This is a genomic window from Bradyrhizobium manausense (assembly GCF_018129685.1).
Lineage (GTDB): Bacteria > Pseudomonadota > Alphaproteobacteria > Rhizobiales > Xanthobacteraceae > Bradyrhizobium > Bradyrhizobium manausense_D.
The window spans coordinates 28,714-52,349 of sequence record NZ_JAFCLG010000020.1; the positions used below are offsets into that span (position 1 = coordinate 28,714).

The following is a 23,636-nucleotide window of genomic DNA, read 5'->3' on the forward strand; positions in this document are numbered from 1 at the left end:
TTTCTCAAGCGCCATACACGATCAAGGATCCAGCGGCATCAGTGACGCGGGCCTGCACGCCCGGTCGCGTGGCCACGATGTCCGCGATCCCTGACGACGGCAGCAGGCTGAATGCGGTCGAAAGCGCATCCGCTTCGGTGGCGGTTGGCGCAATGACACTCACCGTGCGGTAGCGCGATGGACTGCGTCCCGTCGCCGGATCGAACAGATGCGTAAACCGGCCTTCGGCATCGAACCGGAATCCAGCGCCTGCCGATGTCGAGACGGCACGATCGACAAGGTCAATGGTTTCGTTGAGCGCGCCGGGCCTGTCAGGATCGGCAAGGCCGACGCGCCATGGCGCGCCCCCGGGTCTGGTGCCGATCGCCCGGATCTCGCCCATATTGACCAAAGTCGTCGACAGACCCGCCTTGCGCAGGCGCTCGACCACACGGTCGGTGGCATAGCCCTGCGCGATGCCGTTCAGCGTGATCGCTGCGCCATGCTTGACGAGAGCGACGCGATCTTCGTTCACAAGGAGGCCACGGTGGCCGACCTTCGCCAGCGCTTCGGCCAGCTTCTGCGGCGACGGTCCCTCAATATCCGGACTGTCGGAAGCGAAATGATCCGCGTGGAGCTGCCACAGCGGCTGCACCGTCGGATCGAATGCACCGCCGGTCATCCCGGCAAACCGCAGCGAGGCCTTCAGCAGCACGACCATGTCAGCGTCGGGGGAAACCAGAATACCGGTGCGGTTGAGGGTTGAGATCGCGGAGTCGGCCCGGTAGAGGCTGAACTGCTGCTCCAGCCGCCGCACGTCCAGCACACAGCGGTCGACCAGCCGTTCGGCCTCCGCCCGATCCGGGTGATAAATCTCGATCGAGACCTGCGCGCCGAGTGCCGATCCGTGCCACCGTACGGCATCGCCTGCCTGGGCAGTTCGGCCACCGGTCAGAAATGCCGATCCAGCTGCGGCCGCAGCAATGACGATGATGCGGCGACGGGTGAGATTTGGGTTGAGCATCGGCTGATCTCCGTCAGTTGAGACGCACGTCGGAGTGTTCGGCCTGGTCGCCGGCGGTGTCGCTGCCAAGCACATAGGCGTTTGGAATTTCCGCAAACGTCACAACCCGGCCGCCATTGGCCGCAGCAAACGCGCCGGCGGCCTCGCGATTGCCGAAAGGCACCGCCTCGGCCGCGCCCATGCCGCCCTGCTTGCGGCTTTCGATCACGAAGAACGCCTTGCGCGCGTCGATCCAGTTCGTCGTACCGGGATCGTCCCAGCTGGTCGCGCGCGCCATGTCCGAAACATAGATCACCCGGATGTCGCGGGGCTGGTCGGGCATCAGCGTGAACGCCACGGTGTCCCGCACCGAGGTGAACCAGAACGGATCAATCCTGCTCGCGGTGATGATCTGGCCCTTCGGACCAGGATGCTCCATCAGATTCATGCCGCAGAACACACCCATCGCGTCGCGGTTGAGCGCGACAGGCGGCGGCGCCACCGAATTGGCCGCATCCTGATTACATCCGGCCAGCAAGATGGCGGCAACGATAGTGGAGAGGATTCGCAGGCTCATAATTCCCTCCGCGCAAAGAACGCGGTCGCAAGCCCGAGCGGGGCCGCGATCCAGACCAGCAGGCCCAGCAGCAATGCGCCGGTGCCCGTGCTCGCAGTCCCGGCGAGCCCGGCCATGCCCGAAAACTGGCTGACATTGAACCCGGTCAGATTGGTGAGACGGTAAAGGTCGGTGGGATTGAGAAACAGCAACGCCTCGAGCACGGGGGCCGAGATGACACGCCCCTGATCGATCACCAGAATGCCGAGCAGCGCCATGTCGAACACCAGCACCATCAGCAGCCAGATGCCCACCGAGATGCCTGCCGCGGTGCCGCGGTCGCGGACCAGGCTGGAGATCAGGTATCCGATCGCGACAAAGACCGCGCCGAGCAGGATCGACGTCCCGAGCATGGAGGCGAAGGCATACCAGCTTGCCGCCAGCACCGAGGCACCAGTGATCGCGAGCGCGGCAGCCGCTGCGCCATAGCCGATGACGGTGGCGAAGGCGAGGATCAGCACATGCCCGCAGAACTTTCCGAGGATCACCTGATAGCGGCCGACAGGATAGCTCAGCAGCAGGATCATGGTGCCCCGCTCCATCTCGCCGACCACGGCGTCGTGCGAGATCAAGAGCGCAATCAGCGGCAGCAGAAAGATCGTGAGGCTGGACAGGCTGACCACGACCACATCGAGCGCGCCGGCACCGACATTGCCGGTCGGCGCGCTGCCGAGGAATGTCAGCGACAGCGAAAGCGCGGCCAGCAGCAGCGTGGTCGCCAGAACCCAACGATTGCGCAACCCTTCCTTGATTTCCTTGGCCGCGATGATGACGATGTTCCTCACGCAGCATTCTCCCGAAGAAAATGGGCGTAGAGATCGTCAAGCGTCGGTGCCGCGATCTCGATGTTGCGCACGCGGGGGTCGCCGGCCGCAACGCGCAGCAATTCCATCTTGCGCGCCTCGTCGGGCACCAGCACGATGCGCCCCTGCGAAGTTGCGAACGACTCCCCGCTCATCCATGCCGGCGCGACGCCGTTGGCCCCGGGCGCGAGATCAAGCGAGACCCGGATCGGCAGTTGCGAGAGCGAGCGCAGTTCCGCCAGCGTACCCTGCGCGACCAGAAGCCCGCGGTTCATGATCAGAACATGTTCGGCGCGATCCTCGAGCTCGTTGAGCGCGTGCGAGGAGATCAGGACGGTGGCGCCGTCGTTTCGCAACTCGTTCAGGATCTCATAGAAAGTCTGGCGCAGCGCGGGGTCGAGTCCCGTTGTCGGTTCGTCCAGCAGCAGCACGCGCGGCCGCCCCAGCAGGGCCTGGGCCAGGCCCAGACGTTGCCGCATGCCCTTGGAATAGGTGCCGACCCTGCGATCGGCGGCATCCATGAGGCCGACGCGGTCAAGCAGCGGCCAGGCCGAGGCGAGCTTGATTTGCTTCAGCCTCGCGTAGAACGCCAACGTTTCGCGTCCGGTCAGGGCGGCATTGAACGCAACATTCTCAGGCAAATAACCGAGCAGCCTGCGCGCCGAAAATTCGCCGGCCGCTGGATTTTCGCCCAAAACGCGGACCGTGCCGCGGTCGGCGTGGATGAGGCCGAGCATCAATTTGATCAGCGTGGTTTTGCCGGCGCCGTTGTGGCCGACCAACGCACTCAGCCGTCCCGGACCGAGGTCGAACGAGACGTTGCGCAGCGCCTTTACCGCGCCGTAGCACTTCTCCACGCCATTGACGGCGATGGTAACGGTCATCTCAGGCTCCGGCTGGCTGATGGTTTCGGTGGCGGCGAGATCAAGGGATGGCTATCGACGACGCCGCCGGGATAGAGCGCCGGAAACTGCGCCTGCGCCCAGCGCAGCACCTGCACCGCGGGACTGTTGATCAGGACTTTCGCCGACGGCGCGGTCCACAACACGCGATCGACCAGATCGTTGGGGCGGTAGGCCGTGTCCGCGATGCCGTCGCCATCGAGATCGAATGCCGGATTGTCGCTCCAGTAATTGCCACGACCATCCTTCGACCAGTCGAGGTCGCGGGTGCCGACATATTTCACCTGGTTGCGGTTGCCGACAAAGGCATTGCCGGTGATCTCGTTGCCCTCGGAGCCGGCGGTGAAATGCACGCCGATGCCGCAGCGCTCGAACCAGTTGTTGCGAAACTTGTTATGGTTGGTGTTGTAGATGAAGACGCATTTTTCCGGCCCGGTGCGCAGGCCCGCCGTCGGCTTCGCCTCCGGCACCATGCCGCGCTCTTCGTCCGGACCTTCGTCCCGACTGCTTGCGATCTTGTCGAGCGAGCCGCCGGCCACCCAATTGCCGTCGATTTCGGCGTAATTGGCGTAGTTGAACAGCATGCCGTAGTCGCGATCGCGATCGCTGATATTGCCTCGGATGACCAGCCGGTTCGAATACATGATGGCGTAGCCGACGTGATTGCCGATCGAGACGTTGCCGCTGACTTCGCTGTCGTTGGTGTACATGTAATGCACGGCGAACCGCACCTGCTCGAAGCGGTTGTTGATGAAACGGTCCTTGGCGCTGGTGATGGTGAAGATGCCATCGCGGCCGTAGCGGAAAGTATTCTCCGCGATCGTGACATCGGGCGCATTCCACAGCGACACACCGTTGCCGGCTTCCTGACGGCGTCCGCCCTGCACGCCTTCGATCATGTTGTGGAGGACGCGCGAACCCGTCGCGCCATGAACGTAAATGCCGAACAGGTTGGCTTCGAATCGGTTGTTTTCGACCAGCGCGCGTTCCGCGGTCTTCTCCAGGAATACCCCTGAATCCATCGTCTCCAGATCATGGCCCGATCCCCGGATGGTCATGCCGCGGATGATGACGTCGGGCGCGGTCACCGTGACGGCATTGCCGGAGCCGCCGCCGTCGAGCACCGCGCCCGGCCGCCCGCTCAATACGACGCGCCGCTCGATCCTGAGCGCGCCCTTGTATTCGCCAGGCGCCAGTTCGATGACGTCGCCGTCCTGCGCCCGGTCGAGCACAGCCTGCAAGGGCCGTTCCGGCACAGCCTTCAACGTCTCCGCAATGGCGGAGCCCGGGACTCCGGCGGCGAAGATCGCCGCCGGAAGGATGCGCAGGAAGAAAAGCACGTGTCGTCCCCGCCTCAAGCCGACGGCTTCGGTTCAACGAACATGCGGCCCTTCATTTCCATGTGCATGGCGTGACAGAACCACGAACAATAGTACCAGTAGACGCCGGCCTTATCCGCCGAGAACGACACCGATGCCGTTGCCATCGGTGCGACTTCCATCTGGATACCGTAGTTCACGATCGAGAAGCCGTGAGTCAGGTCTTCCACCGCATCGATGTTGGTGATGTAGACGGTGACCTGATCGCCCTGCTTGACCTGGAACTGCTCGAGACCAAACGCCGGCGCCGTGGAGGTCATATAGACCCGCACCTTGTTGCCGTCGCGAATGACCTTGGAGTCCGCTTCGAGATTGATGCCGTCGGCCTTGGCCTGCTTGACGGCGTCGGCGAACATCGGATCGGCGCGGTCCCAGATCGAGATCGGATTGATCTTGGAGCGGTGAACGATCGTCGCGTCATGAGGCTCGGCAAAGCTCGGGCCGTCGTGAATAAGGACCATCTTGTCACCGGATATATCGATCAGCTGATCGTTCTCCGGCTTCAAGGGACCGACATTGAGGAAGCGATCCTTGGAGAACTTGTTGAGCGAGATCAGCCATTTTCCATCGGCCTCCTTGGTCTGCCCCATCGAGGAGTGGTTGTGGCCGGGTTGATAGTGCACGTCGAGCTTCTGGATGATCGGATCAACTTTCTCGCCCTTGAAGGCTCGCTTGGCGAGATCGATATTCCATTTGCAGACCTGGCTGTCGAGAAACAGCGTCGTGTAGGCGTTGCCCCTGCCGTCATAGGCCGTATGCAAGGGCCCGAGGCCGAGCTCCGGTTCCGCAACCACAACGTCACGCGGCTTGATCTTGTCGTCGAACAATTGGTCGAACAGCCGGACGTCCATCACCGTCACTGTCGGCGAGAGTTTGCCCGCCACGCAGACGTGGATGCCGTCGGGCGCGGTGTTGATGCCGTGCGGATTGTTGGAAATCGGAACATAGCGGGTATAGGCAGAGCCCTTGCGGCCGTCGATCACCGGCACGCCGTTCATTTCCTTGAAGTCGCCCTTCTTCACCGCCTCTTCAATCCGCTTGATATTGAAAATGACGGCCCAGTCCTGCTCGCTGGCGGTCATTTCGGCGAGCGTTACGCCCTCTTCCGAGTTATAGCAGGTAGCGAAGGCATATTTGCCTTGATAGTCGGCGTCGACGTTGTCGAGATTGCCGTTGACGATCACCTGCCAGGCAACCTTCATGGTGTCGCCATCAATCGCGCTGAAGATCGAGTGATACTGCTTCGGATCGTCGAGGATCTTGCCGTCGTTTGGCAGCGGAACTCCCTCCTCGCCGTTGGCGAACACGTACCCGGTGCGGGGATATTTCTGCAGCCGCAAGCCGTGCACCGCTTGCTGGTTCGGAACCTCGATGATCTTGTCGCACTTCATGACGTCGAGGCGCACCCGCGCCACCCGGGTATTGGCCTTGTCGTTCATGAAGGCGTAGCGGCCGTCATAGGTGCCGTCGGTGAACGAGATGTGCGGATGATGCAGGTCGCCGTTCGTGTAGGTGCCACCGCGGGTCTTGAGAAATTCGCGGGTCACCGGTTGCAGTCCTTCCGTCAACACCTTCAGGCTTTCGTTGGTCAATCCCCAACCAGTGGCGCTGCAACGGTTGAACACGGGAACACGCATGAGTTCGCGCATGGAGGGAAGACCGACGATACGCATTTCGCCGGTCTGGCCACTGGAAAAGAAGACATAATATTCATCGAGCTCGCCGGGCGCGACCTCGGCTTTCTGCACCGCGGGGCGTGCTGCCGGTGCTTTCGGCGCCGCCGTCTTGGTCTGTGCATCGGCCGGCGCAATGAAGTCCTTGCCGTCTGTGCCAAGCGCAGCTCCGCCCGCAAGACCCACGCCTGCGGCCGCCGCGGTCGTTCCAAGCAGAGTGCGCCGGCTGACGCCTTTTCCGTTTTCGTTGTCGCTCATAATAGCCTCCTTCTTTCAGGTTACAGGTGGTGTGACGGTATCGGCGGTCGGCAGGTGGATGGGCTTGCCGCCGGCGGTGATGATTGTGCTCGGGCCTTTGCCGCCGCTGTGCATCGAGGGCGACGACAGCGCATCGCGCTTCTCGCGCTTCAGCCGCACCTGAATCATGTGCGGACAGCGGTGGTCGTCGAAATACAGTTCCTGGCAATGCATGCAGTAGATGCACTCATTGACGTTGATGTGGCCCTCGGGATGGATCGCCTGCACCGGGCATTCCTTGGCGCAGCGCTGGCAGGGCGTGCCGCATTCGGGCCAGCGGCGCAGCCATTCGAACATCCGGATCCGGCCGGGAATGGCGAGCGCGGCGCCAAGCGGGCACATGTAGCGGCAGAAGAACCGTTCCACGAACAGGCCAGCGGACAATGTCGTGAGGGCGTAAACGACGTACGGCCATTCACGCGCGAACTTCAAGACAATGGTGGTCTTGAAGGGCTCCACTTCGGCCAATTGTTCTGCAAAGGCGGTCGAGTAAAGCGACATGCCGAACAGGCCTAGAAAGATGATGTATTTGATCGGCCACAGCCGCTCGTGCAGGCCCCATGGCAGCCTGAATTGCGGGATCTTCACCGCCTGGGCGATGTTGTTGAGCAGTTCCTGCAGCGCGCCGAACGGGCAGAGCCAGCCGCAGAATGGCCCGCGCCCCCAGAACAGCAGCCCGGCGGCGATCGAGGCCCAAAGCAGGAAGATCAGCGGAGCCGACAGGAAGTATTCCCAACTGAAGCCGGTCAGCAGCGAGTTGGCGAAGGTCAGGACGTTGACCACCGAGAGCTGGGCGTTCGCATACCAGCCGAGCCAGACCAGAATGAACAACAAATAGCCGCGACGAACCCACGTGTAGAGCCTGGGGCGGCGGACCAGGGCATTCTGGAAGAAGAAGATCAAAGTGAGCGCGCCGAGCGCTGCAGCCGTCGTAGAAATCTTGACGACGTCGCCACGCCAGATCTTCATCCACAGCGGTTCGCCTTCGGCGACGAAGGATGTCTTGGTGTCGCGCGGTGTGACTGCAGGCGCTGCCGACCGTTCCGTGGGCGATGCGGCGGCCTGCTGCCGTGCCGGCGGCGGCTCAGTTTTCACATAGGCGTTTGGCAGCGTGTAGCCGAGATCGAAGGTGAGCCACGCCTTCTCTCGTGTCGAGACCACACGCTGCACCAGCAGTTGCAACACCCACGGCTCGGTCGGATCGAGCGCGAATTCCGGCGGCACCGTGAACAAGGCTATTTCAGGAAACTCAGGCGCGCCTTCGGCTTCCAGGTTTCCCAACCGCGTATGGTCGCGGTCGCGGAAGCGGATGCTGTTGGCATCCTGAATCAGCTCGATGCGGTCGAAGATTCCGCCGCGGACGTAAGCGGCCCCCTTGAACGAATAGCGGCCCGATCCTGCGACGATCAACGCCTGCTGGCCGGGCCTGAGTCGGCCAGTCAGATGGTCGAATCCGTCATCGCCGAGCAGGCTGCGGCCGATGGTCGGCACCGCGACATCGGCGACGTACAGGTCGATGAAGCTGTCGTCGGGATCGCCCTCTTCGGGACGCGCGGCCGCGCCAGCGTTGCCCAATTTCTCGAAGGCCTTGTTCACGTCGGCAACGGTGAGAATCAGGCGGCGGACCGAACCGTCATCGACCAGACTCTGCCAGTCGCGAATCTCGCTCTTTCCGGGATTGATTACCTTCGAAGCTTGCGGCGACGCGCCGGCGATCGCGTTGCCCGCACCGCCGAGCCGACCGCTCTTGATGAGCTTGGTCGCGGAGCGAACGATGCTGTCGCCCATCACAAGGACGGTGACGGTCGCGCCGCTGACGATATCGACCTGCGGGGCGGGCGTGACTCCGCGCGCCACGCGATCCATGTCGGTGCCGATCAACTTATTGACCGCTTCGAGTATGCGGCCTACCGGAATGCCCACGAGCACAATGGGTTCCTTGTGCTCAACGAGCTTCAGGCCGGTCAGCACACCTTTGGGATCGATACCGACCAGGATCTGGATGGGCTTTCCAGAGTAGCCAGTGGCGTTGGCAAAATCGGAGTTCAGGTAGACGAAGCCGAGGAGCTGATCATCCTTGTAGGCAGGCGCAATCGCGGGATCTCCCTGCGGCGCCCCGAAGCGATTGGCGCCTGTGACCAGTTCGCCCGGCTCCGCCTTGCCAAGGTATTCGCTCAGCCGGCCTGCGGCGCACGCCTCTCCAAGCATGGCGATCCAGCCGAAAACGGCAAGGATCGAGAAAAGGACAACGATGTTGGCGGGTTTGTGCAAGAGACAAGTCCAGACTCTTCAGCAGAACGCCGTTGTTCTGGATTGCAAGCTCAAGCAACAATAGAGCGCCGAACAAGATCGCTAGTTGCGTTGGATCAAACTGCCGATAGTCCGATTGGTACAAACTTTGTTTCGAGAGAGAGCCCGACATGCGCAAAGAGCCGCTTCTGATCGCCGTGCCGCCGGCGCCGGTGCGAAGCCTCAACGAGCTCTATGCAATTGCGTTTGACCAGGCGCAAAAGGCTGCACGGCAATACGACTCGCTTGCCGTGCAGACCGAGGAGCGCCTGCTGCCGGTACGCCCCGTGTTCGAGGTCGTCGCGACGCGCGAGCGCAATCGTTGCGACAGCCTGTCCGCGGCCTGCCTTGCCGCCTGCGGCAAGCGTCCCGATGCGTCCGATCTGCGCTGGGCACCGATCGACCTCGTTGCTGCGGCGGAAATCGCCGACATCGGGAATTCCAGCCTGTCGACGCCTTATGCCGCCTGGGCGCTCGCGGCCCGCCACCGCCAGCGCGCCTTCGTGTTCTGGACTTATGTCATCGCCCTTGCTGAAGATCCTTTGGTGCGCGAGACCGCAGAGCAGCTCGCGCGTGAAGCGTTGTCTGACGGCAATCTGTTGCGCCGCGAGCGGCGACTTGCCTGGCGCGCCGAACGGAAGCTCGGAGCCGGGCACGCAGCCAGGACCGACGAGGAGATCGACGAGCCTGACTCGGCGGCGCTGCTGGAGAGCCTTCTCCTCAGGGACATGGTCGCCTGGTCGCAACGGCTGGACCCCGTCCAACGCAAACAACTCCTGACCCTCGATCCCGCTCCCCTGCCCCCGCCTTTCCTGACGCCTTCAGACGGAAACAGCGCCGACACGAAGATTGAGGAGATCGAACACATCAAACGCCGCGCCCTGCGCCGCGCCGAGCAATTGTCCATCATCTATCTCGACGATGCCGACCGCGCGGCCGACCAGAGCAGCATGGAATTGGCGCAGAAACTCGCCGCGCAATCCATCATGCGACTCGCGGGGCTGCGTCAGCTCGCCGCCGAATCGGGATTGCGATGATCCGCAACGCCAGCGGATGCACCTTGCAAGTCGCGCTGCATTCGATGCGGCGGGTGATTTTGCTCGTTGCTGGCAATAGCGGCGCAAGTATCGGACAACATAAGCCAATGGCGCCTAGGGGGCGGGATGAAACCATCCAGCTTCACCCGACGGATTACGCCGGGACGAGCTTTCACTCGGAGAGTCCTTTGGTCTGAGCGAACTTAATGGTGCCCAGGGGCGGAATCGAACCACCGACACTGCGATTTTCAGTCGCATGCTCTACCAACTGAGCTACCTGGGCTTGCTCTGCGAGGGACCCAAAGAAGAGGGTTCAAGGCCCATCGAGCGGGCGGTTTATAGTGGGCTCGGAGCGGCCTGTCCACCCGGCTTCGCCAAGAGGCTTCGCCGGGCGCGGCCCGGCTGTGCACAAGCTGGCGCGGGCTTTCCGAGGTGCGCCGGGCGCCCACGTAAGATATTGATATTATTACCTATTCAACGTCATCCACCTCGTCGTCCCGACCGGGGATGACGTAGGATCCTTTCAGCCAGCGGTTCAGATCGACGTCGCGGCAGCGCGAGGAGCAGAACGGACGGGTGGCCTGCGCCTGCGGCTTGCCGCAGATCGGGCAGGTTTTGAGGGGCGGGATGGGCTTTTTGACTTGGTCGTCCATGATCGGGATAGCTGTACACGAGGTCGGGGCGTTCAAGGGCCCGTCGACAAACAGGTTTCTCGGGCCGAGGCGCGGATTCCCCGCCGGTGGATTCTACTGTGCATGGGGTTGTTTTGGCGATGTTCGTCAGACGGCGGTGGCGTTGAGCCAGCCGAAGCGGATCGGAAAGCCTTCGCCGCCGAGCAGCGTCGTGGTCTCGTAGAGCGGCAGCCCGACCACGTTGCTGTAGGAGCCGACCATCTTCACCACGAACGAGCCGGCGATGCCCTGTACGGCATAGCCACCGGCTTTGCCGCGCCATTCGCCGGAGCCGATATAGGCCTGGATGTCGTCTTCAGAAAGCCGCTTGAAGCGGACGCGGGTCTCGACCAGGCGCTGGCGGAAGGCCTCGCGCGGCGTCACCAGACAGATCGCGGTATAGACGCGGTGGTTGCGGCCCGACAGCAGCCGCAGACACTGCGCAGCCTCGTCGACCAGATTGGCCTTCGGCAGGATGCGGCGGCCGACCGCCACCACCGTGTCGGCGGAGAGGATGAAGGCGCCCCGCAATTCGTCGTCCAGCTGCACTGATTTGAGCGCCGCATCGGCCTTGGCCCGCGCGAGGCGGTTGGCGCAGGCGCGCGGCAGCTCACCCCGCTTCGGCGTCTCGTCGACGTCGGCCGGCCGGAGCGCATCCGGCTCAATGCCGGCCTGGTTGAGCAGCGACAGGCGCCGCGGTGAACCGGAGGCAAGAACGAATTTGGGGCGGCCGAGCATCAGGTGATTTTGGGAGATTTTGGCAGGGGGTGAATTGCGCGCGGAACCTATCGGACGGGGGCTGATTTCACAACCCGGGAACCCGGACTTTGCTGATTCGAGGTTTCCGACAAGCTGTGCCCGTGGTCTGTGACGCGGGTGTTACGGCCACCCATTGCTACCCGCTCGCCGCACCCACCTTGGCGAACCGCCGGCGGATGCGCATCATCAGCTGGTCGCAGACCTCGCGATAGGCGGCGAGCTTCTGGTCGCGGCTGCCCTCCATCGTGGTCGGATCGTGCGTCGGCCAGTATTCGACGTCGGCGGCAAGCGTGCGGGTCAGCTCCAGCGCCTTGTGATGCGCCTCCGGGGACAGGGTGATGATGAGGTCGAAATTGAGCCCCTCCCAATCCTCCAGTTCCTCGAAGGTCTGCGGCTTGTGGGTCGAGATGTCCTGGCCAAGCTCTGCCATCACGGCAACCGCAAACGGATCGAGCTCGCCCTTCCGGGCGCCGGCCGACTTCACGTAGAGACCTTGCGGAAACATATGCTGGAGCAGGCTCGCGGCCATCGGCGAGCGCACGCTGTTCATCGCGCAGGCGAACAGCACCGATTGCGGATCGCGTGTGCGCGGCGGACCCGCCATCCGCGTTTAGCCTCTTTTGATAGAGGGCATGGCCTTATCGGAAAACCGCTGCACACTTTTCCGGGCCATGCCCTAGCCCTTCCAGTGCAGAACGGTAATGAGCGTGAACAGCCGGCGCGAGGTCTCGAAATCGATCCGCACCTTGCCCTTCAGCCGCTCCTGCAGCGTCCGCGATCCCTCGTCATGGATACCGCGGCGGCCCATGTCGATGGCCTCGATCTTGTCCGGCGTCGCGGTGCGGATCGCCTGGTAATAGCTGTCGCAGATCATGAAATAGTCCTTCACGATCCGCCGGAACGGCGTCAGAGACAACAGATGCGCGACCACGGGCGTGCCGTCCTCGCGGCGAATGTCGAACATCAGCCGGCTGCCGGTGATGCCGATATGCAGCGTGAACGGTCCCTTGCCCTCCGCGCCGTCGGGCGCGAACAGATTCTGCTCGATCAGATCGTAGATCGCGATCGCGCGCTCATGCTCGATGTCCGGCCCGGAACGGCCGATCGAGTCTTCGTCGAGGGTGACCGCGACGATGCGATTGGTCGAGTCGTCCTGTTCGGGCGGCTTTGTCATGACAGATTGAGGCGCAATCCGATCGAGCGCGAATGGGCATCCAGCCCCTCCGCTTGTCCCAGCGTCATCGCAGCCGGTCCCAGCGCACGCAGCTGGTCCGGGCCGCATTTCAGGATCGAGGTGCGCTTCATGAAATCGGCGACCCCGAGGCCCGAGGAGAATCGCGCCGAGCGCGCCGTCGGCAGCACGTGGTTGGAGCCGCCGACATAATCGCCAATCGCCTCCGGCGTATGCGCGCCGAGGAACACCGCGCCGGCGTTGCGGATCTTTGCGGCGAGCGCATCGGGATCGGTGGCCATGATCTCGAGATGTTCGGCGGCGATCGCGTCTGCGAGCGGGATGGCCTCGGTGAGAGTTTTCACCATGATGATGGCGCCGAAATCGGCCCAGGATTTGCCGGCAATGGCAGCGCGCGGCAGCGTTTTCAGCTGCGCTTCGACGGCCTTCTCCACATCGTCGGCAAGGCGCGCCGAGTCCGTGATCAGGATCGACTGCGCGCTGGCATCATGCTCGGCCTGCGCCAGGAGATCGGCGGCGATCCAGTCGGCGTTGCCGGTATCGTCGGCAATCACCAGCACCTCGGAAGGGCCTGCGATCATGTCGATGCCGACCTTGCCGAACACCAGCCGCTTTGCGGCGGCGACATAGGCGTTGCCCGGGCCGACGATCTTGACGACCGGCGCGATCGTCGCGGTGCCATAGGCGAGCGCCGCAACGGCCTGCGCGCCACCAACGCGATAGATTTCGGTGACACCGCCAAGCGAGGCGGCCGCCAGCACCAGCGGATTGAGCTTGCCGTCCGGTGACGGCACCACCATCACGAGGCGCGAGACGCCGGCAACCTTCGCCGGCACCGCATTCATCAGCACCGAGGACGGATAGGCGGCGGTGCCGCCGGGCACGTAGAGGCCGGCGGATTCGATCGCGGTATAGCGCCAGCCGAGCTCGACGCCGAGCGGATCGGTGAAGCGCTCGTCTCTTGGCAGCTGGCGACGATGGTAGATCTCGATGCGGTCACGCGCGAGCTTGAGCGCATCCAGCGTCGCTGCATCGCAGGCCTTTGCCGCAGCTTCAATCTCGGCGGCCGAAACGCGCAGGCTTGATGCATCCAGTTTCAAGCGGTCGAACCTGGCGGTGGCCTCCAGCAGCGCGGCATCACCGCGTTTGGCGACGTCGTCGACGATGGCGCGCACGGCGGCCTCGACGTCGGCCGAAACCTCGCGCTTGGCGGCGAGGAAGGCCGCGAATCGCTGGTCAAAATCGGCGCTGCTGCGGTCGAGACGAACGGGCATTTTGGCTTGGCTTCTGCTGGTTTAGGGGGGCTCAGACGGCCCCCTGCTCAATGGCGCGGCGGGGAAGCTGCGTCAACCCTTGCAAGCACCCGTTTGGGCGAGAGCCTGAGCCGCACGCCTGGTATACAGGCTGCCTCAGCCCTCCCCCTCGATTTGCAGTCCCGCCCCGAATTCGTCCGTCCCGAGGTCGGTGAGCTGGCACTCCAGGCACTCGACATCGAGGCGGATGGCGCCGCCCTGGGCGAACAGAAGCAGCGCGCTGCCGCCGGGCTCCTCGTGACGGCCGTCCTGAGGGTGAAATTCGATGCCGACGAGGTCCAGAACGGCCTCGGGCGTGGCGAGATCGATATTGCGCGCCTTGCAGGCCAGCACGCGGTCGAAGCGGAGCGCGGCGACCAGCCGGCGCGGCTCGGTCTCACCATCCAGCGTCTGCTCCCAGTCCAGACGGCTCATGCCGACCACCAGGCGCTTCTCGCTTTGCCGCCAGATGATGTCGCAAGGTTGCACCCGGGCATCCTGCACATGGGTCGAGATGACGGCGAGATCGTCGGCATCGAGCGCGATCAGTTTGAGCTGGGGAGACATCACCGGTACTTTTTCCTCGGGGCTGATGCGGCTCAACGCGCGGGGCGGGCAAAATTTCCGCGCAAACTAACCAGCCCAAGAGCTAGACGCTATTGATATCCTCCATCTCCAGCACATTCTTCGGATAACCGGCCCGGGCGACATGGATCATGGCGCAGCCGATCTGCCCGGTCGAGGTGACGAGCCTGGGCGAGGCGTGTTTGCGAAAACAACCCCTCACCCTCTCCCGCAGACGGGAGAGGGCAAGATCGAACGCTCAACTCCTGAAGAACGCCAGCAGGTCCGCGTTGATCGTCTCGGCTTCCGTGGTCGGCATGCCATGCGGAAAGCCCTTGTAGGTCTTCAGCGTGCCATTCTTGAGCAGCTTGGCCGACAGTGGCGCGGAGTCTGCGTAGGGCACGATCTGGTCGTCGTCGCCATGCATCACCAGCACCGGCACGCTGATCATCTTCAGATCCTCGGTGAAGTCGGTCTGCGAAAACGCGACGATGCCGTCATAGTGCGCCTTCGCGCCGCCCATCATGCCCTGGCGCCACCAGTTCTGGATCACGGCTTCCGACGGCTTGGCGCCGGGACGGTTGTAGCCGTAGAAGGGACCTGCGGCGATGTCGCGGTAGAACGCCGAGCGGCCGGCGGCAAGCGCCGCCTGAAAGCCGTCGAACACGCTCTTCGGCAGACCGCCGGGATTGGCCTCGGTCTTCACCATCAGCGGGGGCACCGCCGAGAGGATCGCGGCCTTCGCCACACGCGACTCGCCGTGACGCGCGATGTAGTGCACGACCTCTCCGCCGCCGGTGGAATGGCCGACATGCAGGGCGCTCTTGAGATCGAGATGCGCGGTGAGCGCGGCGAGATCGTCGGCGTAGTGATCCATGTCGTGGCCATCGGCGGCCTGCGCCGAGCGGCCATGACCGCGGCGGTCATGCGCGATCACGCGATAGCCGCGGGTGACGAAGAACATCATCTGCGCGTCCCAATCGTCCGATGACAGCGGCCAGCCATGGCTGAACACGATCGGCTGACCCGAGCCCCAATCCTTGTAGAAAATCTCGACGCCGTCTTTGGTGGTGATGGTGGGCATGTGGGACTCCTTCATTGGAAAATGTCATTCCGGGGCGCGCACCAGCGCGAACCGGAATCTCGAGATTCCGGGTTCGATGCTTTGCATCGCCCCGGAATGACGAGATCAAATCACGCGAACGCCATCGGCTTGAAGCGGCGCCAGGCGCCGATGGTCACCAGCACGAAGAACACCAGCACGATGCCTTGCACCGCGGCGAACACCGGGCCGGAGGGCGGCGCCGGCGGCACGGCCGGTGCGAGCGCGGCGAGCGCCGGGATCTTCAGGAACGACTGGATGATCAGCACGAAGACGTTGAGGTAGAGCGAGATCATCGCGGTCACGATGTAGGCAGGCCGCCACGGGCCTGCGAGCTTCATGCCGTAGAGCGCGAAGCAGGCGATTGCCAGCAGCACCAGCGAGATGCCGGCGATGATGTAGGACGGCAGCAGCTCCTTGAACGGAAACAGGAAGCCCGTCGCATTGGTCAGGATGGTGAAGACCAGGAAGATCGCGGTGAGGCCCGGCATCGGCTTCGAGCCGAGCAGGGCGAACATCACGACGAGGCCGGCGGCGATGGCGATCAGGCTGATGATGACATGGACCAGTGTGAAGACTTGCAGACTCATCCCGAGCACCATGACATCTCTCCTACTCTCGGCATTGAGAACAGGAGATTGATATTACGGTCCTCATCGGATTGCCACACGCGGCACGATCACACATCCGCGTCCAGCCATGCATCATCGTGCGAATCGACAAATGCATGACTGAAATTTTTGCAGCGCTGTCACAAGCGATGGCAGCGTTCGACGGAAGTCGCGTCGGAGATTCACACTTCCTTGGTATCGAACATCTGCATCTCGACGCCGCCCGAGGCGAATTTCGGCACATCGGCGGCGGCCGCCTTGCCCTCGGGTGAGCCGAACGCCTTCTGGATGTCGGCGAGGCTGTCGAAGCTGAGCGTCGCAATCAGATGGAATTGCGACGGACCGGCGGGCGTGCCGATCTGCCCCTTGCTCACGGTGTACTTCTTCAGACCCGGAAGTTTCTTTGCGAGCGGAATGTGCGTCTCGACATAATATTTGTCGAAGGCGGCGGCGTCTTTGGGCGTCTTGTAGAGCACGACGAGTTCGGCCATGTAGTCCTCCCTTGCAATCTTTGTTCTTCCACGCGCGATTGATCGCGGCGCGGCAATAGTCCGTGGGACACGGCAAGATGGCAAGTCACAATCGACTTGCCATTTGCTCGTTCTATCCGCGATTAAAGCGCCGGTTTTGCGGCGTCGCCGAGATAGCCGTGGAGTGAGGCGACAACCTGTGCGCCCTCGCCGATGGCGCCGCCGACGCGTTTGACCGAGCCGGAGCGGACGTCGCCGACGGCATAGACACCGGGAACCGACGTTTCCAACGGCGCCACCAGCCGGCCCTGGTTCTGTTCGGACTGCGCGCCCGTGACGACGAAGCCGCCACGGTCCAGCGTCACGCCGCAGCCGTCGAGCCAGCTGGTGGCGGGATCGGCGCCGACGAACAAAAAGAGATTCTTGATGTCCGCGGAATCCTCGTCGTCGGACAGCCGGCTCTTCCAGCGGATCCGCCGCAGCAGCGAGGCCTCGTCGCCTTCGAGCGCCGATATCTCGGTGTTGAACAGCAGCTCGATGTTCGGCGTCGCCTCGATACGCTCGATGAGATAGCGCGACATGCTGGCGCCAAGACCGCCGCCGCGGATGATCATCAGCACTTTTTTCGCATGGCCCGACAAGAACACCGCCGCCTGCCCGGCCGAATTGCCGGCGCCGACCAGCGCCACCTCCTCGCCCGCACACAGTCTTGCCTCGACCGGCGAGGCCCAGTACCAGACCCCGCGGCCCTCGAACTTGTCGAGGTTGGCGATGTCGGGCCGGCGATAGCGCGCGCCGCTCGCCACCACCACCGAACGCGCGCGCAAGGGATCATGGCCGTCGAGCGTGACCGCAAACGCGCCGTCCTTGCGCGAGCAATCGAGCGACTTCGCCGTGACGGGGATCATGATGTCGGCGCCGAACTTTTGCGCCTGGTTGAACGCGCGTGCCGTGAGCGCCTGGCCGGAAATGCCGGTCGGAAAACCCAGATAGTTTTCGATGCGCGCGCTGGCGCCGGCCTGGCCGCCGAAGGCGCGGGTGTCGAGAACCGCGACTGAAAGGCCCTCGGAGGCCGCATACACGGCGGTGGCGAGCCCGGCCGGCCCGCAGCCGACAATCGCAACGTCGTAGATGCGGTCGTTGCGCGGGCCGCCGATCATGCCGATCGCGCGCGCAAGCGCGGTTTCATCAGGGTTGCGCAGCACCGCGCCATCCGGCGTGACGACCAGCGGCCAGTCCTCGGGTCTGGGCGAATAGCGCGCGATCACCTCCGCGGCATCGCGATCCCTGTCGGGATCGAGCAGGTGATGCGGCTGGCCGTTGCGGGTGAGAAAGCCCTGCAACCGCACCACGCCCGCCGAATGCGAGGGACCGATCAGCACGATGCCGCCGACGCCGGCCTGCAGCAGATTGACCCGGCGCAGGATCAGCGCGCGCATGATGCGCTCGCCGAGCTCGGCCTCGGCGACCAGCAATGCGCGCAACCGCTCCGGCGGCAGCAGCAGCGTCTCGACATCGCCTTCGGCGCGGCCATCGACCAGCGCCGGACGGCCCGACAGCTGGCTGAGCTCGGCCAGAAATTGCCCCGGCCCCTGGTCGATCAGAGGCGTGACATTGCCGAGGCCGTCACGCTGGGTCATCGAGACATGACCCTTCAGCACGACGAACATGCCCGGCCCCGGCTTGCCGGTTTCGAACAGCACCTCGCCATGCCTGTAGGTGCGAAGCTCGCCGAACTGCCTGAGGCGCTCGATCTCGGCCGGCGTCAACGTCGGAAACGTCTGCTCGGGGCGGGCGAAACGCGACATCATCGCATTCCTGTCGGTCTGATCCTGCTCGTTCTGCCCCATGGCCACGTCCACGCACTCCAAATTTCTAAGTTCCGGCCTTGCCGGCGGCTCCCTCATTTGGGGAGCCATCTTCGTTTTGCGAGGGATCGCCGCGCGCGGCGCGTTCGCGCGCCTGCGCCTTGCGTCGCTTGAGATTCTCGCGCAGCGCCGATTTTAGCCGGTCGTCCCGCGATCCCTTCGCATGTCCAGTGGTTTTGTCGTTCTCGTCAGCCATCGCGCGTCCATCCCGCAGATGGCGGTAACATGCTCAGAGAATGCGGCAGCTCAAGAGGCCTGATGGCCTCGATCGTGCGAAATCCAAAATGGGTCGAAGCCGCCCCTGCAGCCAACTGGCCAGTTGGCCGGGGAATCGGAACCAAATTCGACGGAGAGTCGGTCGTTTCGGGCGAAAACGGCCGTAATATCCCCGATATCGCTCCGATTTTCTCGTTTTGGCTGTCCTTGCAAGCTTGCACAGCGGGGAGGCCTGTGGCAGATATCGGCCCGCTTGGTAGGCCCCTGTGGCGGCCGATTCTCGATCCCAGCATTGCTGCCGTAGCTCAGTGGTAGAGCACTCCATTGGTAATGGAGAGGTCGACAGTTCAATCCTGTCTGGCAGCACCATTCACTTTCAGACATTGAGCGCGGACCGGCATTCTCGCGGCACTGGACGCCCGAGCTTTGCTCGTTCCGCCTCCTTCCTCTTTCGAAGAGGGCGCAGGGAAGACCGGGTGCCGACGGGCACCCGCGGTCCGCTGCGCGAATGTAGCGCAGTGAAAGACCGCACAGCAGCATACAGGTGACGCCGAACACTCGGCCTTCCCTGCGCGATGGTTGGACGGCTATGCCGTGCTCTCCCCGGCGACGCGTTCTTTTTGTCACCGTCGCTTCACGATCCGTTGACGCACCGCGCCCGGTTGGGAGGATGCATCGTCGCGGAAGCTTGGCTGTAGCGACGACAGCCAGGACCACACGGTTTTGCCGTTACGCGCGAGCGCCGTTCGTACGCCACGGCTTGCGATGAGCTCACGGGATCCGGCTCAATCCTCCCCCCGCCCTGCCCTCGCATCCGCGCCGGCGCTTGCTGCGTCCATCGCAACCCCGGCCCACGTTCGTGACGACGTAAGATCGCTCCCCTCCTCGGGCCGGGATGGCGGGGGAATACCGCAATTCCGAATTTCGGTAAAGTGGAATATTTTTGTGAGGGGGGTTGACGGGGTTCGGCGGGAGGCGGGTGCTTTGCCCGACGGGTCAGATTGGCGTGTGCGGCAAACACATGCCCGCGGACGCATCCAAGGCGTGATGCCGACGTTTCCTGTTGGGCCGCGCAGGTAAGGTTAATTCTTCCTTTCGATTGTCGGTAAAATTTTATCTATTATCGTCCTGGTCATTCAAGACGAACCAGGGGCTTTCGATAGTGTTTGCGTTTTGCCTGATCGCGACCGGGACTGCGTTGCTTCTCTCCGGCCTGATCGCTTTCGGCCTTCATCAAAACTCGCTGCGTTCAATCGCCCTGCTTTAGCCAACCGAGGCAATTACCGAACGGGCGGCAATCTGCGCTCGGCGATCACCCGCACCGGCGGGAACGACACGCAGTCGACCACGTCGAACAACACCGAGATGTTTCGGTCGAACGACCGTGCAAATGCGATTGCCTCATCGCGCTTCGCGTCGGCGATACGCATGCCGAGGGTGCAATGAGGCGTCCAGGCGCCGGGGCGGTAGTGAGGTCGACAGTGAGCAGGATCAATGCTTTCGCTGATCGCTGCGTGCCAACGCGCGAGCGCAGGGTCACTGACGGGCTCGGCCCACAGGACAAGCGGAGGGCCGGCGAACCAGCCGATGCGCTTGAACGCGACGCGCAGCTGCGCCTCGCCGTTCACCGCGCGCAGCATCGCCTCCCATGCGGTGCTTTCGTCGATCTCGGGCGCATCGTAGATCGCGAATGTCAAATGCGGCCGGTAGCCGAGAGAGCGCATCGAGGGCTCATTCTCGAAAGCCGCAACCTGGTCCCACAGTCGTTCGATCTCGCTCGCGGAGGAACCATCGGCTCGAATATTGATCGCGATCGCCATTGCTGAACATGTTGGAGACCAGGGCCCTCCATCTTTAGACTGATGGCTCGGATCTGCAACGGGCCGAATTCGGCGGCGGTGTGAAGCAAGCGCGTCGAGGGATTGATCAATAACGCATGACGGATTTCGCGGTGCTCGACCCGTCCTGACGCCCGTCAGTCGCCGACGCGTCTGGCGAGCAAAGCCTCGGAGCCCAAAACCTGGTCGTTGCCCGTTTCGAGCAAGCCGACGGCCTTTTCGCGCGCTGTTTCGATCATCCTCTTGATCTCGCCTGAATACAGGGCGAGCTGATCGAACGCCGGATCGTCCCTGAAGTCCGACAAGACAATCCTGACGCAGCTGTTCGCCGTGTTGAAAATCCGGAGCATCCGCATCATATCGGCGCGCGCTGCATGTTCATGCGGCAGCCGCAGCGAGACGGCTTCCACGGTCTGCAAGATTTCGTTCAGCCGGTTGACCGCCATTGAGGCAGTTGCGCTCGCATGCGCCGGGAATGCCGCGACATTCGTCATTAACGCCTACTCACGCCACCTTTTTATCTCTCGTTTAATATGTCGCAAATCATCTTATGCGGCAACAAACATCCCTATCGAAATTCAGTAAGAAGCGGGCTATCCGCCGGACCAAGTCGAGCCGCCTGCTTCCGCGCCTGCGCGATGAGATGCGAGACCGTCGCCGATTGCGCACGAAGCGCGCGGTTCCCTTCCCCCTCGCCGCATCGTTCGACGAGGACCGATATCTGCGCCAATCGCATTTCGTGGACCGGCAACAGATCCGAGATCGTCGTCACGACAGGGTCAGGACGACGAAGTTGCGACGCGAGATTCGGCATCGGGACAACATTGGACAATTCGCTTCTCATCCCGCTTGATTCGCCATTACGTTTACCCGCGTGCGATTCACGCGCCGATAATTTTCCTATCGATATCCGGCGAGCTGCGCGTCGTTTTCGGCAACATACTTCATGTTCGGCTCCACGCTCTCCGAATTTCGATAGGCCGTTTAAGCACATCGATACCTCGGCCCGTTAGGTTGATGAGGGCGCGTATGAAGCTCATTGCCGGGCCGTAAGACGCAACCATCCGCAACCTACGGGGATCTGTCGCATGAAGCTGCGCGTTTCGATCAAGCTGCGCATCTACGGTATCATCGGATTGAGCTTCTGCGGCTTGCTGGGCCTCGCGGCCGTGCAGATCGACAATCTTGCCGTCTCCCTGCGCGAGCAGCGCCAGAACGAGCTGAGCCATCTCGTTCAATCAGCGTTCAGCATCGCCAAGAGCGAATACGACAGGTCGCAGCGCGACAAGACGCCTGACGACGTCGCCCGTCAGCGCGCGGCCGATGAGATCGGCAAGTTGCGTTATGGCAACGGTGACTACTTCTGGATCAACGATCTGGAACCGCGCATGATCATCCATCCGATCAAGCCGGAGCTCAACGGACAGGATCTCAGCAACATCAAGGACCCGACCGGGAAGCGCCTGTTCGTGGAGTTCGCCGATACCGTCAAGCGCCAGGGCTCGGGCGTGGTCGAATATTACTGGCCGAAGCCTGGCAAGGACGCGCCGCAACCGAAACTGTCCTACGTCACGGGATTTTCGCCGTGGGGATGGGTGATCGGCACTGGCGTTTATATCGACGATCTCGATGCGCAGGTCTGGTCGAGCGTAAAAGCGCTGATCATCGCCGGACTCTGCATCGTCATCGTTCTCGGCGCGATCACGCTGGTCATCGCGCGCAAGATGTCATCGGCGTTGTCGTCAATGACCTCAGCGCTGATCGCGCTTGGCGCCGGGCAATTCGACGTGAAGCTGCCGGGCCTCAATCGGGCTGACGAGATCGGCGACATGGCGCGCTCGATCGAGCAATTCAAAATCAAGGCCGCCGAGAAGATGCGCGAGGAAGCCGCGGCCGACGAACGGCGGCGGCTCCAGGCCGAGGAGGCCAAGGCCGCCGCACTACAGGAGATGGCCGAAACGGTTGAGCGCGAGACCAACGCCGCGGTCACCGAGGTCGCCAGCGGAACCAGCCGGATGGCCGACAACGCGACCCAGATGAACGATACCGCGCGGACGCTGGGCCAGAATTCGAGCAGCGTCGCGGCCGCCGCCGAAGAAGCGCTCATCAATGCCCAGACGATGGCGAAAGCTTCCTCGCAAATGGCGACCTCGATCACCGCGATCGCCCAGCAGGTCTCCTCCTCCCGCGACCTGACAAGGCAGGCGGTCACCGCATCCAGCGAGGCGCAATCGACCATCGCACGGCTGGAAGAGGCCGCCGGCAAGGTCGGCGCCGTGACCAATCTGATCAGCGAGATCGCCGAGCAGACCAACCTGCTGGCGCTCAACGCCACGATCGAAGCCGCGCGCGCCGGCGAGGCCGGACGCGGCTTTGCCGTGGTCGCATCCGAAGTGAAGTCGCTCGCCGAGCAGACAGCCAAGGCGACCAGCGAGATCTCGCAGCAGATTGCCGAGATCCAGGAATCGACCCGCGCCTCCGTGCAGTCGATCAGCGCGATCGGCGAAGTCATTCGCAATGTCGAATCCGTGTCGACGACCATCGCCGACGCCATCGAGCAGCAGAATACCGTCACGCTCGAGATCTCGCGCACCGTCGAGGAAACCTCGCTCGCAGCCCGCGAGGTTGCCACCCAGATCGCTTCGGTTTCGCGCGAGGCCGTCGAGACAGGTCGTCGCGCTGCCGAAATCCGACATGGTTCGGTGGATATCGCGCAGAAAGTCGACGAACTGCGATTGACGCTGGTGCGCGTCATCCGCACCTCGACGTCGGACGTCGACCGCCGCGTGACGACACGGTTCGAGGTCCGCCGCGCCGGCAGGCTGCTGGTGGCTGGTAAGCCGTTCGGCATTATCGTTCGAGATATCTCGGACGGCGGCGCGAGAATCGATGACATCCCGGAGGGCCTGGCGATCGACACGCAGGTTCGCCTGCAGATCGAGGGCAGCTCGGCCGATCTTGCCGGAACGGTCGCCCGGATCGACGGGCGCTCGGCGCTGGTGAAGTTCTCCTCGGCCAGCGGGCAAGATGCCGCATTGGCGCAGCTGCTCCGGCGGGAGGCCGCGTAAAGTTTTT

23 protein-coding genes and 2 tRNA genes are annotated in these 23,636 nt (G+C 63.3%); 3 read left to right on the forward strand and 22 right to left on the reverse strand.

Going from position 1 to position 23,636, the window contains the following annotated elements:
• Nucleotides 1-4 precede the first annotated feature (4 nt).
• From JQ621_RS29565 to JQ621_RS29595, 7 genes are read right to left on the reverse strand one after another with little or no spacing between them, the layout of a single operon-like run.
• A complete protein-coding gene (locus JQ621_RS29565) occupies nucleotides 5-1,003 on the reverse strand; it encodes an FAD:protein FMN transferase (RefSeq protein WP_212240183.1) in 999 nt (332 codons plus the stop codon).
• Nucleotides 1,004-1,016: 13 nt separating this feature from the next.
• A complete protein-coding gene (locus tag JQ621_RS29570) occupies nucleotides 1,017-1,559 on the reverse strand; it encodes a nitrous oxide reductase accessory protein NosL (RefSeq protein ID WP_212240187.1) in 543 nt (180 codons plus the stop codon).
• Nucleotides 1,556-2,383 carry an ABC transporter permease subunit gene (locus JQ621_RS29575; protein WP_212240189.1) on the reverse strand — a complete coding sequence of 276 codons (828 nt, stop codon included), beginning with the start codon at nucleotides 2,381-2,383 and terminating at the stop codon, nucleotides 1,556-1,558. Before JQ621_RS29575 ends, JQ621_RS29570 begins: the two co-directional genes overlap by 4 nt.
• Nucleotides 2,380-3,285: an ABC transporter ATP-binding protein gene (locus JQ621_RS29580; protein WP_212240197.1), complete on the reverse strand. Its 906-nt coding sequence runs from the start codon at nucleotides 3,283-3,285 to the stop codon at nucleotides 2,380-2,382. The genes JQ621_RS29575 and JQ621_RS29580 overlap by 4 nt, the downstream gene beginning before the upstream one ends.
• On the reverse strand, nucleotides 3,282-4,643 hold the full coding sequence (locus JQ621_RS29585; RefSeq protein WP_212240199.1) for a nitrous oxide reductase family maturation protein NosD: 1,362 nt from the start codon (nucleotides 4,641-4,643) through the stop codon (nucleotides 3,282-3,284). The genes JQ621_RS29580 and JQ621_RS29585 overlap by 4 nt, the downstream gene beginning before the upstream one ends.
• Before the next feature lie 14 nt (nucleotides 4,644-4,657).
• Nucleotides 4,658-6,613 (reverse strand): TAT-dependent nitrous-oxide reductase, encoded by a 1,956-nt coding sequence (gene nosZ / locus JQ621_RS29590; protein WP_212240200.1) that lies wholly within the window; start codon nucleotides 6,611-6,613, stop codon nucleotides 4,658-4,660.
• A gap of 15 nt (nucleotides 6,614-6,628) precedes the next feature.
• Entirely contained in the window at nucleotides 6,629-8,860 is a 2,232-nt protein-coding gene (locus JQ621_RS29595) for a NosR/NirI family protein (protein ID WP_212240323.1), read from the reverse strand.
• Between the two features lie 212 nt (nucleotides 8,861-9,072).
• On the opposite strand from JQ621_RS29595, the gene JQ621_RS29600 reads away from it, so the two are divergent.
• Nucleotides 9,073-9,978 (forward strand): ferritin family protein, encoded by a 906-nt coding sequence (locus JQ621_RS29600; RefSeq protein ID WP_212240203.1) that lies wholly within the window; start codon nucleotides 9,073-9,075, stop codon nucleotides 9,976-9,978.
• 207 nt (nucleotides 9,979-10,185) lie between these two features.
• On the opposite strand, the gene JQ621_RS29605 is transcribed toward JQ621_RS29600, so the two are convergent.
• The 13 genes from JQ621_RS29605 to JQ621_RS29665 form a co-directional block, all read right to left on the reverse strand.
• Nucleotides 10,186-10,261: transfer RNA gene (locus tag JQ621_RS29605), tRNA-Phe, on the reverse strand.
• Between the two features lie 187 nt (nucleotides 10,262-10,448).
• Complete coding sequence (yacG, locus tag JQ621_RS29610) at nucleotides 10,449-10,631, reverse strand: DNA gyrase inhibitor YacG (RefSeq protein WP_212240205.1); 183 nt, start codon at nucleotides 10,629-10,631, stop codon at nucleotides 10,449-10,451.
• Nucleotides 10,632-10,757: 126 nt separating this feature from the next.
• The gene (locus JQ621_RS29615; RefSeq protein ID WP_011084077.1) at nucleotides 10,758-11,387 is read right to left on the reverse strand and encodes a Maf-like protein; all 630 of its coding nucleotides are present in this window, start codon (nucleotides 11,385-11,387) and stop codon (nucleotides 10,758-10,760) included.
• A gap of 157 nt (nucleotides 11,388-11,544) precedes the next feature.
• Nucleotides 11,545-12,012, reverse strand: coding sequence for an arsenate-mycothiol transferase ArsC (locus JQ621_RS29620; protein ID WP_212240207.1), 468 nt, complete (start codon nucleotides 12,010-12,012; stop codon nucleotides 11,545-11,547).
• 72 nt (nucleotides 12,013-12,084) lie between these two features.
• Nucleotides 12,085-12,582 (reverse strand): UPF0262 family protein, encoded by a 498-nt coding sequence (locus JQ621_RS29625; protein ID WP_212240209.1) that lies wholly within the window; start codon nucleotides 12,580-12,582, stop codon nucleotides 12,085-12,087.
• On the reverse strand, nucleotides 12,579-13,874 hold the full coding sequence (hisD, locus tag JQ621_RS29630; RefSeq protein WP_212240211.1) for a histidinol dehydrogenase: 1,296 nt from the start codon (nucleotides 13,872-13,874) through the stop codon (nucleotides 12,579-12,581). The genes JQ621_RS29625 and hisD overlap by 4 nt, the downstream gene beginning before the upstream one ends.
• A gap of 135 nt (nucleotides 13,875-14,009) precedes the next feature.
• Nucleotides 14,010-14,459 carry a DUF2948 family protein gene (locus JQ621_RS29635; protein ID WP_212240324.1) on the reverse strand — a complete coding sequence of 150 codons (450 nt, stop codon included), beginning with the start codon at nucleotides 14,457-14,459 and terminating at the stop codon, nucleotides 14,010-14,012.
• A gap of 82 nt (nucleotides 14,460-14,541) precedes the next feature.
• Entirely contained in the window at nucleotides 14,542-14,679 is a 138-nt protein-coding gene (locus JQ621_RS29640; RefSeq protein ID WP_249125656.1) for a hypothetical protein, read from the reverse strand.
• Nucleotides 14,680-14,715: 36 nt separating this feature from the next.
• Nucleotides 14,716-15,540 carry an alpha/beta fold hydrolase gene (locus tag JQ621_RS29645; RefSeq protein WP_212240213.1) on the reverse strand — a complete coding sequence of 275 codons (825 nt, stop codon included), beginning with the start codon at nucleotides 15,538-15,540 and terminating at the stop codon, nucleotides 14,716-14,718.
• Nucleotides 15,541-15,650: 110 nt separating this feature from the next.
• Nucleotides 15,651-16,160 carry a hypothetical protein gene (locus JQ621_RS29650; RefSeq protein WP_212240217.1) on the reverse strand — a complete coding sequence of 170 codons (510 nt, stop codon included), beginning with the start codon at nucleotides 16,158-16,160 and terminating at the stop codon, nucleotides 15,651-15,653.
• 191 nt (nucleotides 16,161-16,351) lie between these two features.
• The gene (locus JQ621_RS29655) at nucleotides 16,352-16,660 is read right to left on the reverse strand and encodes an EthD family reductase (protein WP_212240219.1); all 309 of its coding nucleotides are present in this window, start codon (nucleotides 16,658-16,660) and stop codon (nucleotides 16,352-16,354) included.
• 122 nt (nucleotides 16,661-16,782) lie between these two features.
• On the reverse strand, nucleotides 16,783-18,489 hold the full coding sequence (locus tag JQ621_RS29660; protein WP_212240325.1) for an FAD-dependent oxidoreductase: 1,707 nt from the start codon (nucleotides 18,487-18,489) through the stop codon (nucleotides 16,783-16,785).
• A 25-nt stretch (nucleotides 18,490-18,514) separates the two neighbouring features.
• Nucleotides 18,515-18,703 carry a hypothetical protein gene (locus tag JQ621_RS29665; RefSeq protein ID WP_212240220.1) on the reverse strand — a complete coding sequence of 63 codons (189 nt, stop codon included), beginning with the start codon at nucleotides 18,701-18,703 and terminating at the stop codon, nucleotides 18,515-18,517.
• 314 nt (nucleotides 18,704-19,017) lie between these two features.
• On the opposite strand from JQ621_RS29665, the gene JQ621_RS29670 reads away from it, so the two are divergent.
• Nucleotides 19,018-19,092: transfer RNA gene (locus tag JQ621_RS29670), tRNA-Thr, on the forward strand.
• 911 nt (nucleotides 19,093-20,003) lie between these two features.
• Here JQ621_RS29670 and JQ621_RS29675 read toward each other — a convergent pair.
• Together JQ621_RS29675 and JQ621_RS29680 are read right to left on the reverse strand one after the other, a co-directional pair.
• Entirely contained in the window at nucleotides 20,004-20,543 is a 540-nt protein-coding gene (locus tag JQ621_RS29675) for a 2'-5' RNA ligase family protein (RefSeq protein ID WP_212240221.1), read from the reverse strand.
• A 155-nt stretch (nucleotides 20,544-20,698) separates the two neighbouring features.
• Nucleotides 20,699-21,055 (reverse strand): hypothetical protein, encoded by a 357-nt coding sequence (locus tag JQ621_RS29680; RefSeq protein ID WP_212240222.1) that lies wholly within the window; start codon nucleotides 21,053-21,055, stop codon nucleotides 20,699-20,701.
• 594 nt (nucleotides 21,056-21,649) lie between these two features.
• Between JQ621_RS29680 and JQ621_RS29685 the strand changes: the two genes are divergently transcribed.
• On the forward strand, nucleotides 21,650-23,629 hold the full coding sequence (locus JQ621_RS29685; RefSeq protein WP_212240224.1) for a cache domain-containing protein: 1,980 nt from the start codon (nucleotides 21,650-21,652) through the stop codon (nucleotides 23,627-23,629).
• Nucleotides 23,630-23,636: the final 7 nt, after the last annotated feature.

Excerpts from the sequence above, each read along its gene's own strand:
- JQ621_RS29565 (WP_212240183.1), bottom strand. The coding sequence starts at position 1,003 with ATGCTCAACCCAAATCTCACCCGTCGCCGCATCATCGTCATTGCTGCG.
- JQ621_RS29570 (WP_212240187.1), bottom strand. The coding sequence starts at position 1,559 with ATGAGCCTGCGAATCCTCTCCACTATCGTTGCCGCCATCTTGCTGGCC.
- JQ621_RS29580 (WP_212240197.1), bottom strand. The coding sequence starts at position 3,285 with ATGACCGTTACCATCGCCGTCAATGGCGTGGAGAAGTGCTACGGCGCG.
- nosZ (WP_212240200.1), bottom strand. The coding sequence starts at position 6,613 with ATGAGCGACAACGAAAACGGAAAAGGCGTCAGCCGGCGCACTCTGCTT.
- JQ621_RS29595 (WP_212240323.1), bottom strand. The coding sequence starts at position 8,860 with ATGCTTGGAGAGGCGTGCGCCGCAGGCCGGCTGAGCGAATACCTTGGC.
- JQ621_RS29600 (WP_212240203.1), top strand. The coding sequence starts at position 9,073 with ATGCGCAAAGAGCCGCTTCTGATCGCCGTGCCGCCGGCGCCGGTGCGA.
- yacG (WP_212240205.1), bottom strand. The coding sequence starts at position 10,631 with ATGGACGACCAAGTCAAAAAGCCCATCCCGCCCCTCAAAACCTGCCCG.
- JQ621_RS29615 (WP_011084077.1), bottom strand. The coding sequence starts at position 11,387 with ATGCTCGGCCGCCCCAAATTCGTTCTTGCCTCCGGTTCACCGCGGCGC.
- JQ621_RS29620 (WP_212240207.1), bottom strand. The coding sequence starts at position 12,012 with ATGGCGGGTCCGCCGCGCACACGCGATCCGCAATCGGTGCTGTTCGCC.
- JQ621_RS29625 (WP_212240209.1), bottom strand. The coding sequence starts at position 12,582 with ATGACAAAGCCGCCCGAACAGGACGACTCGACCAATCGCATCGTCGCG.
- hisD (WP_212240211.1), bottom strand. The coding sequence starts at position 13,874 with ATGCCCGTTCGTCTCGACCGCAGCAGCGCCGATTTTGACCAGCGATTC.
- JQ621_RS29635 (WP_212240324.1), bottom strand. The coding sequence starts at position 14,459 with ATGTCTCCCCAGCTCAAACTGATCGCGCTCGATGCCGACGATCTCGCC.
- JQ621_RS29645 (WP_212240213.1), bottom strand. The coding sequence starts at position 15,540 with ATGCCCACCATCACCACCAAAGACGGCGTCGAGATTTTCTACAAGGAT.
- JQ621_RS29650 (WP_212240217.1), bottom strand. The coding sequence starts at position 16,160 with ATGGTGCTCGGGATGAGTCTGCAAGTCTTCACACTGGTCCATGTCATC.
- JQ621_RS29655 (WP_212240219.1), bottom strand. The coding sequence starts at position 16,660 with ATGGCCGAACTCGTCGTGCTCTACAAGACGCCCAAAGACGCCGCCGCC.
- JQ621_RS29660 (WP_212240325.1), bottom strand. The coding sequence starts at position 18,489 with ATGGGGCAGAACGAGCAGGATCAGACCGACAGGAATGCGATGATGTCG.
- JQ621_RS29665 (WP_212240220.1), bottom strand. The coding sequence starts at position 18,703 with ATGGCTGACGAGAACGACAAAACCACTGGACATGCGAAGGGATCGCGG.
- JQ621_RS29675 (WP_212240221.1), bottom strand. The coding sequence starts at position 20,543 with ATGGCGATCGCGATCAATATTCGAGCCGATGGTTCCTCCGCGAGCGAG.
- JQ621_RS29680 (WP_212240222.1), bottom strand. The coding sequence starts at position 21,055 with ATGACGAATGTCGCGGCATTCCCGGCGCATGCGAGCGCAACTGCCTCA.
- JQ621_RS29685 (WP_212240224.1), top strand. The coding sequence starts at position 21,650 with ATGAAGCTGCGCGTTTCGATCAAGCTGCGCATCTACGGTATCATCGGA.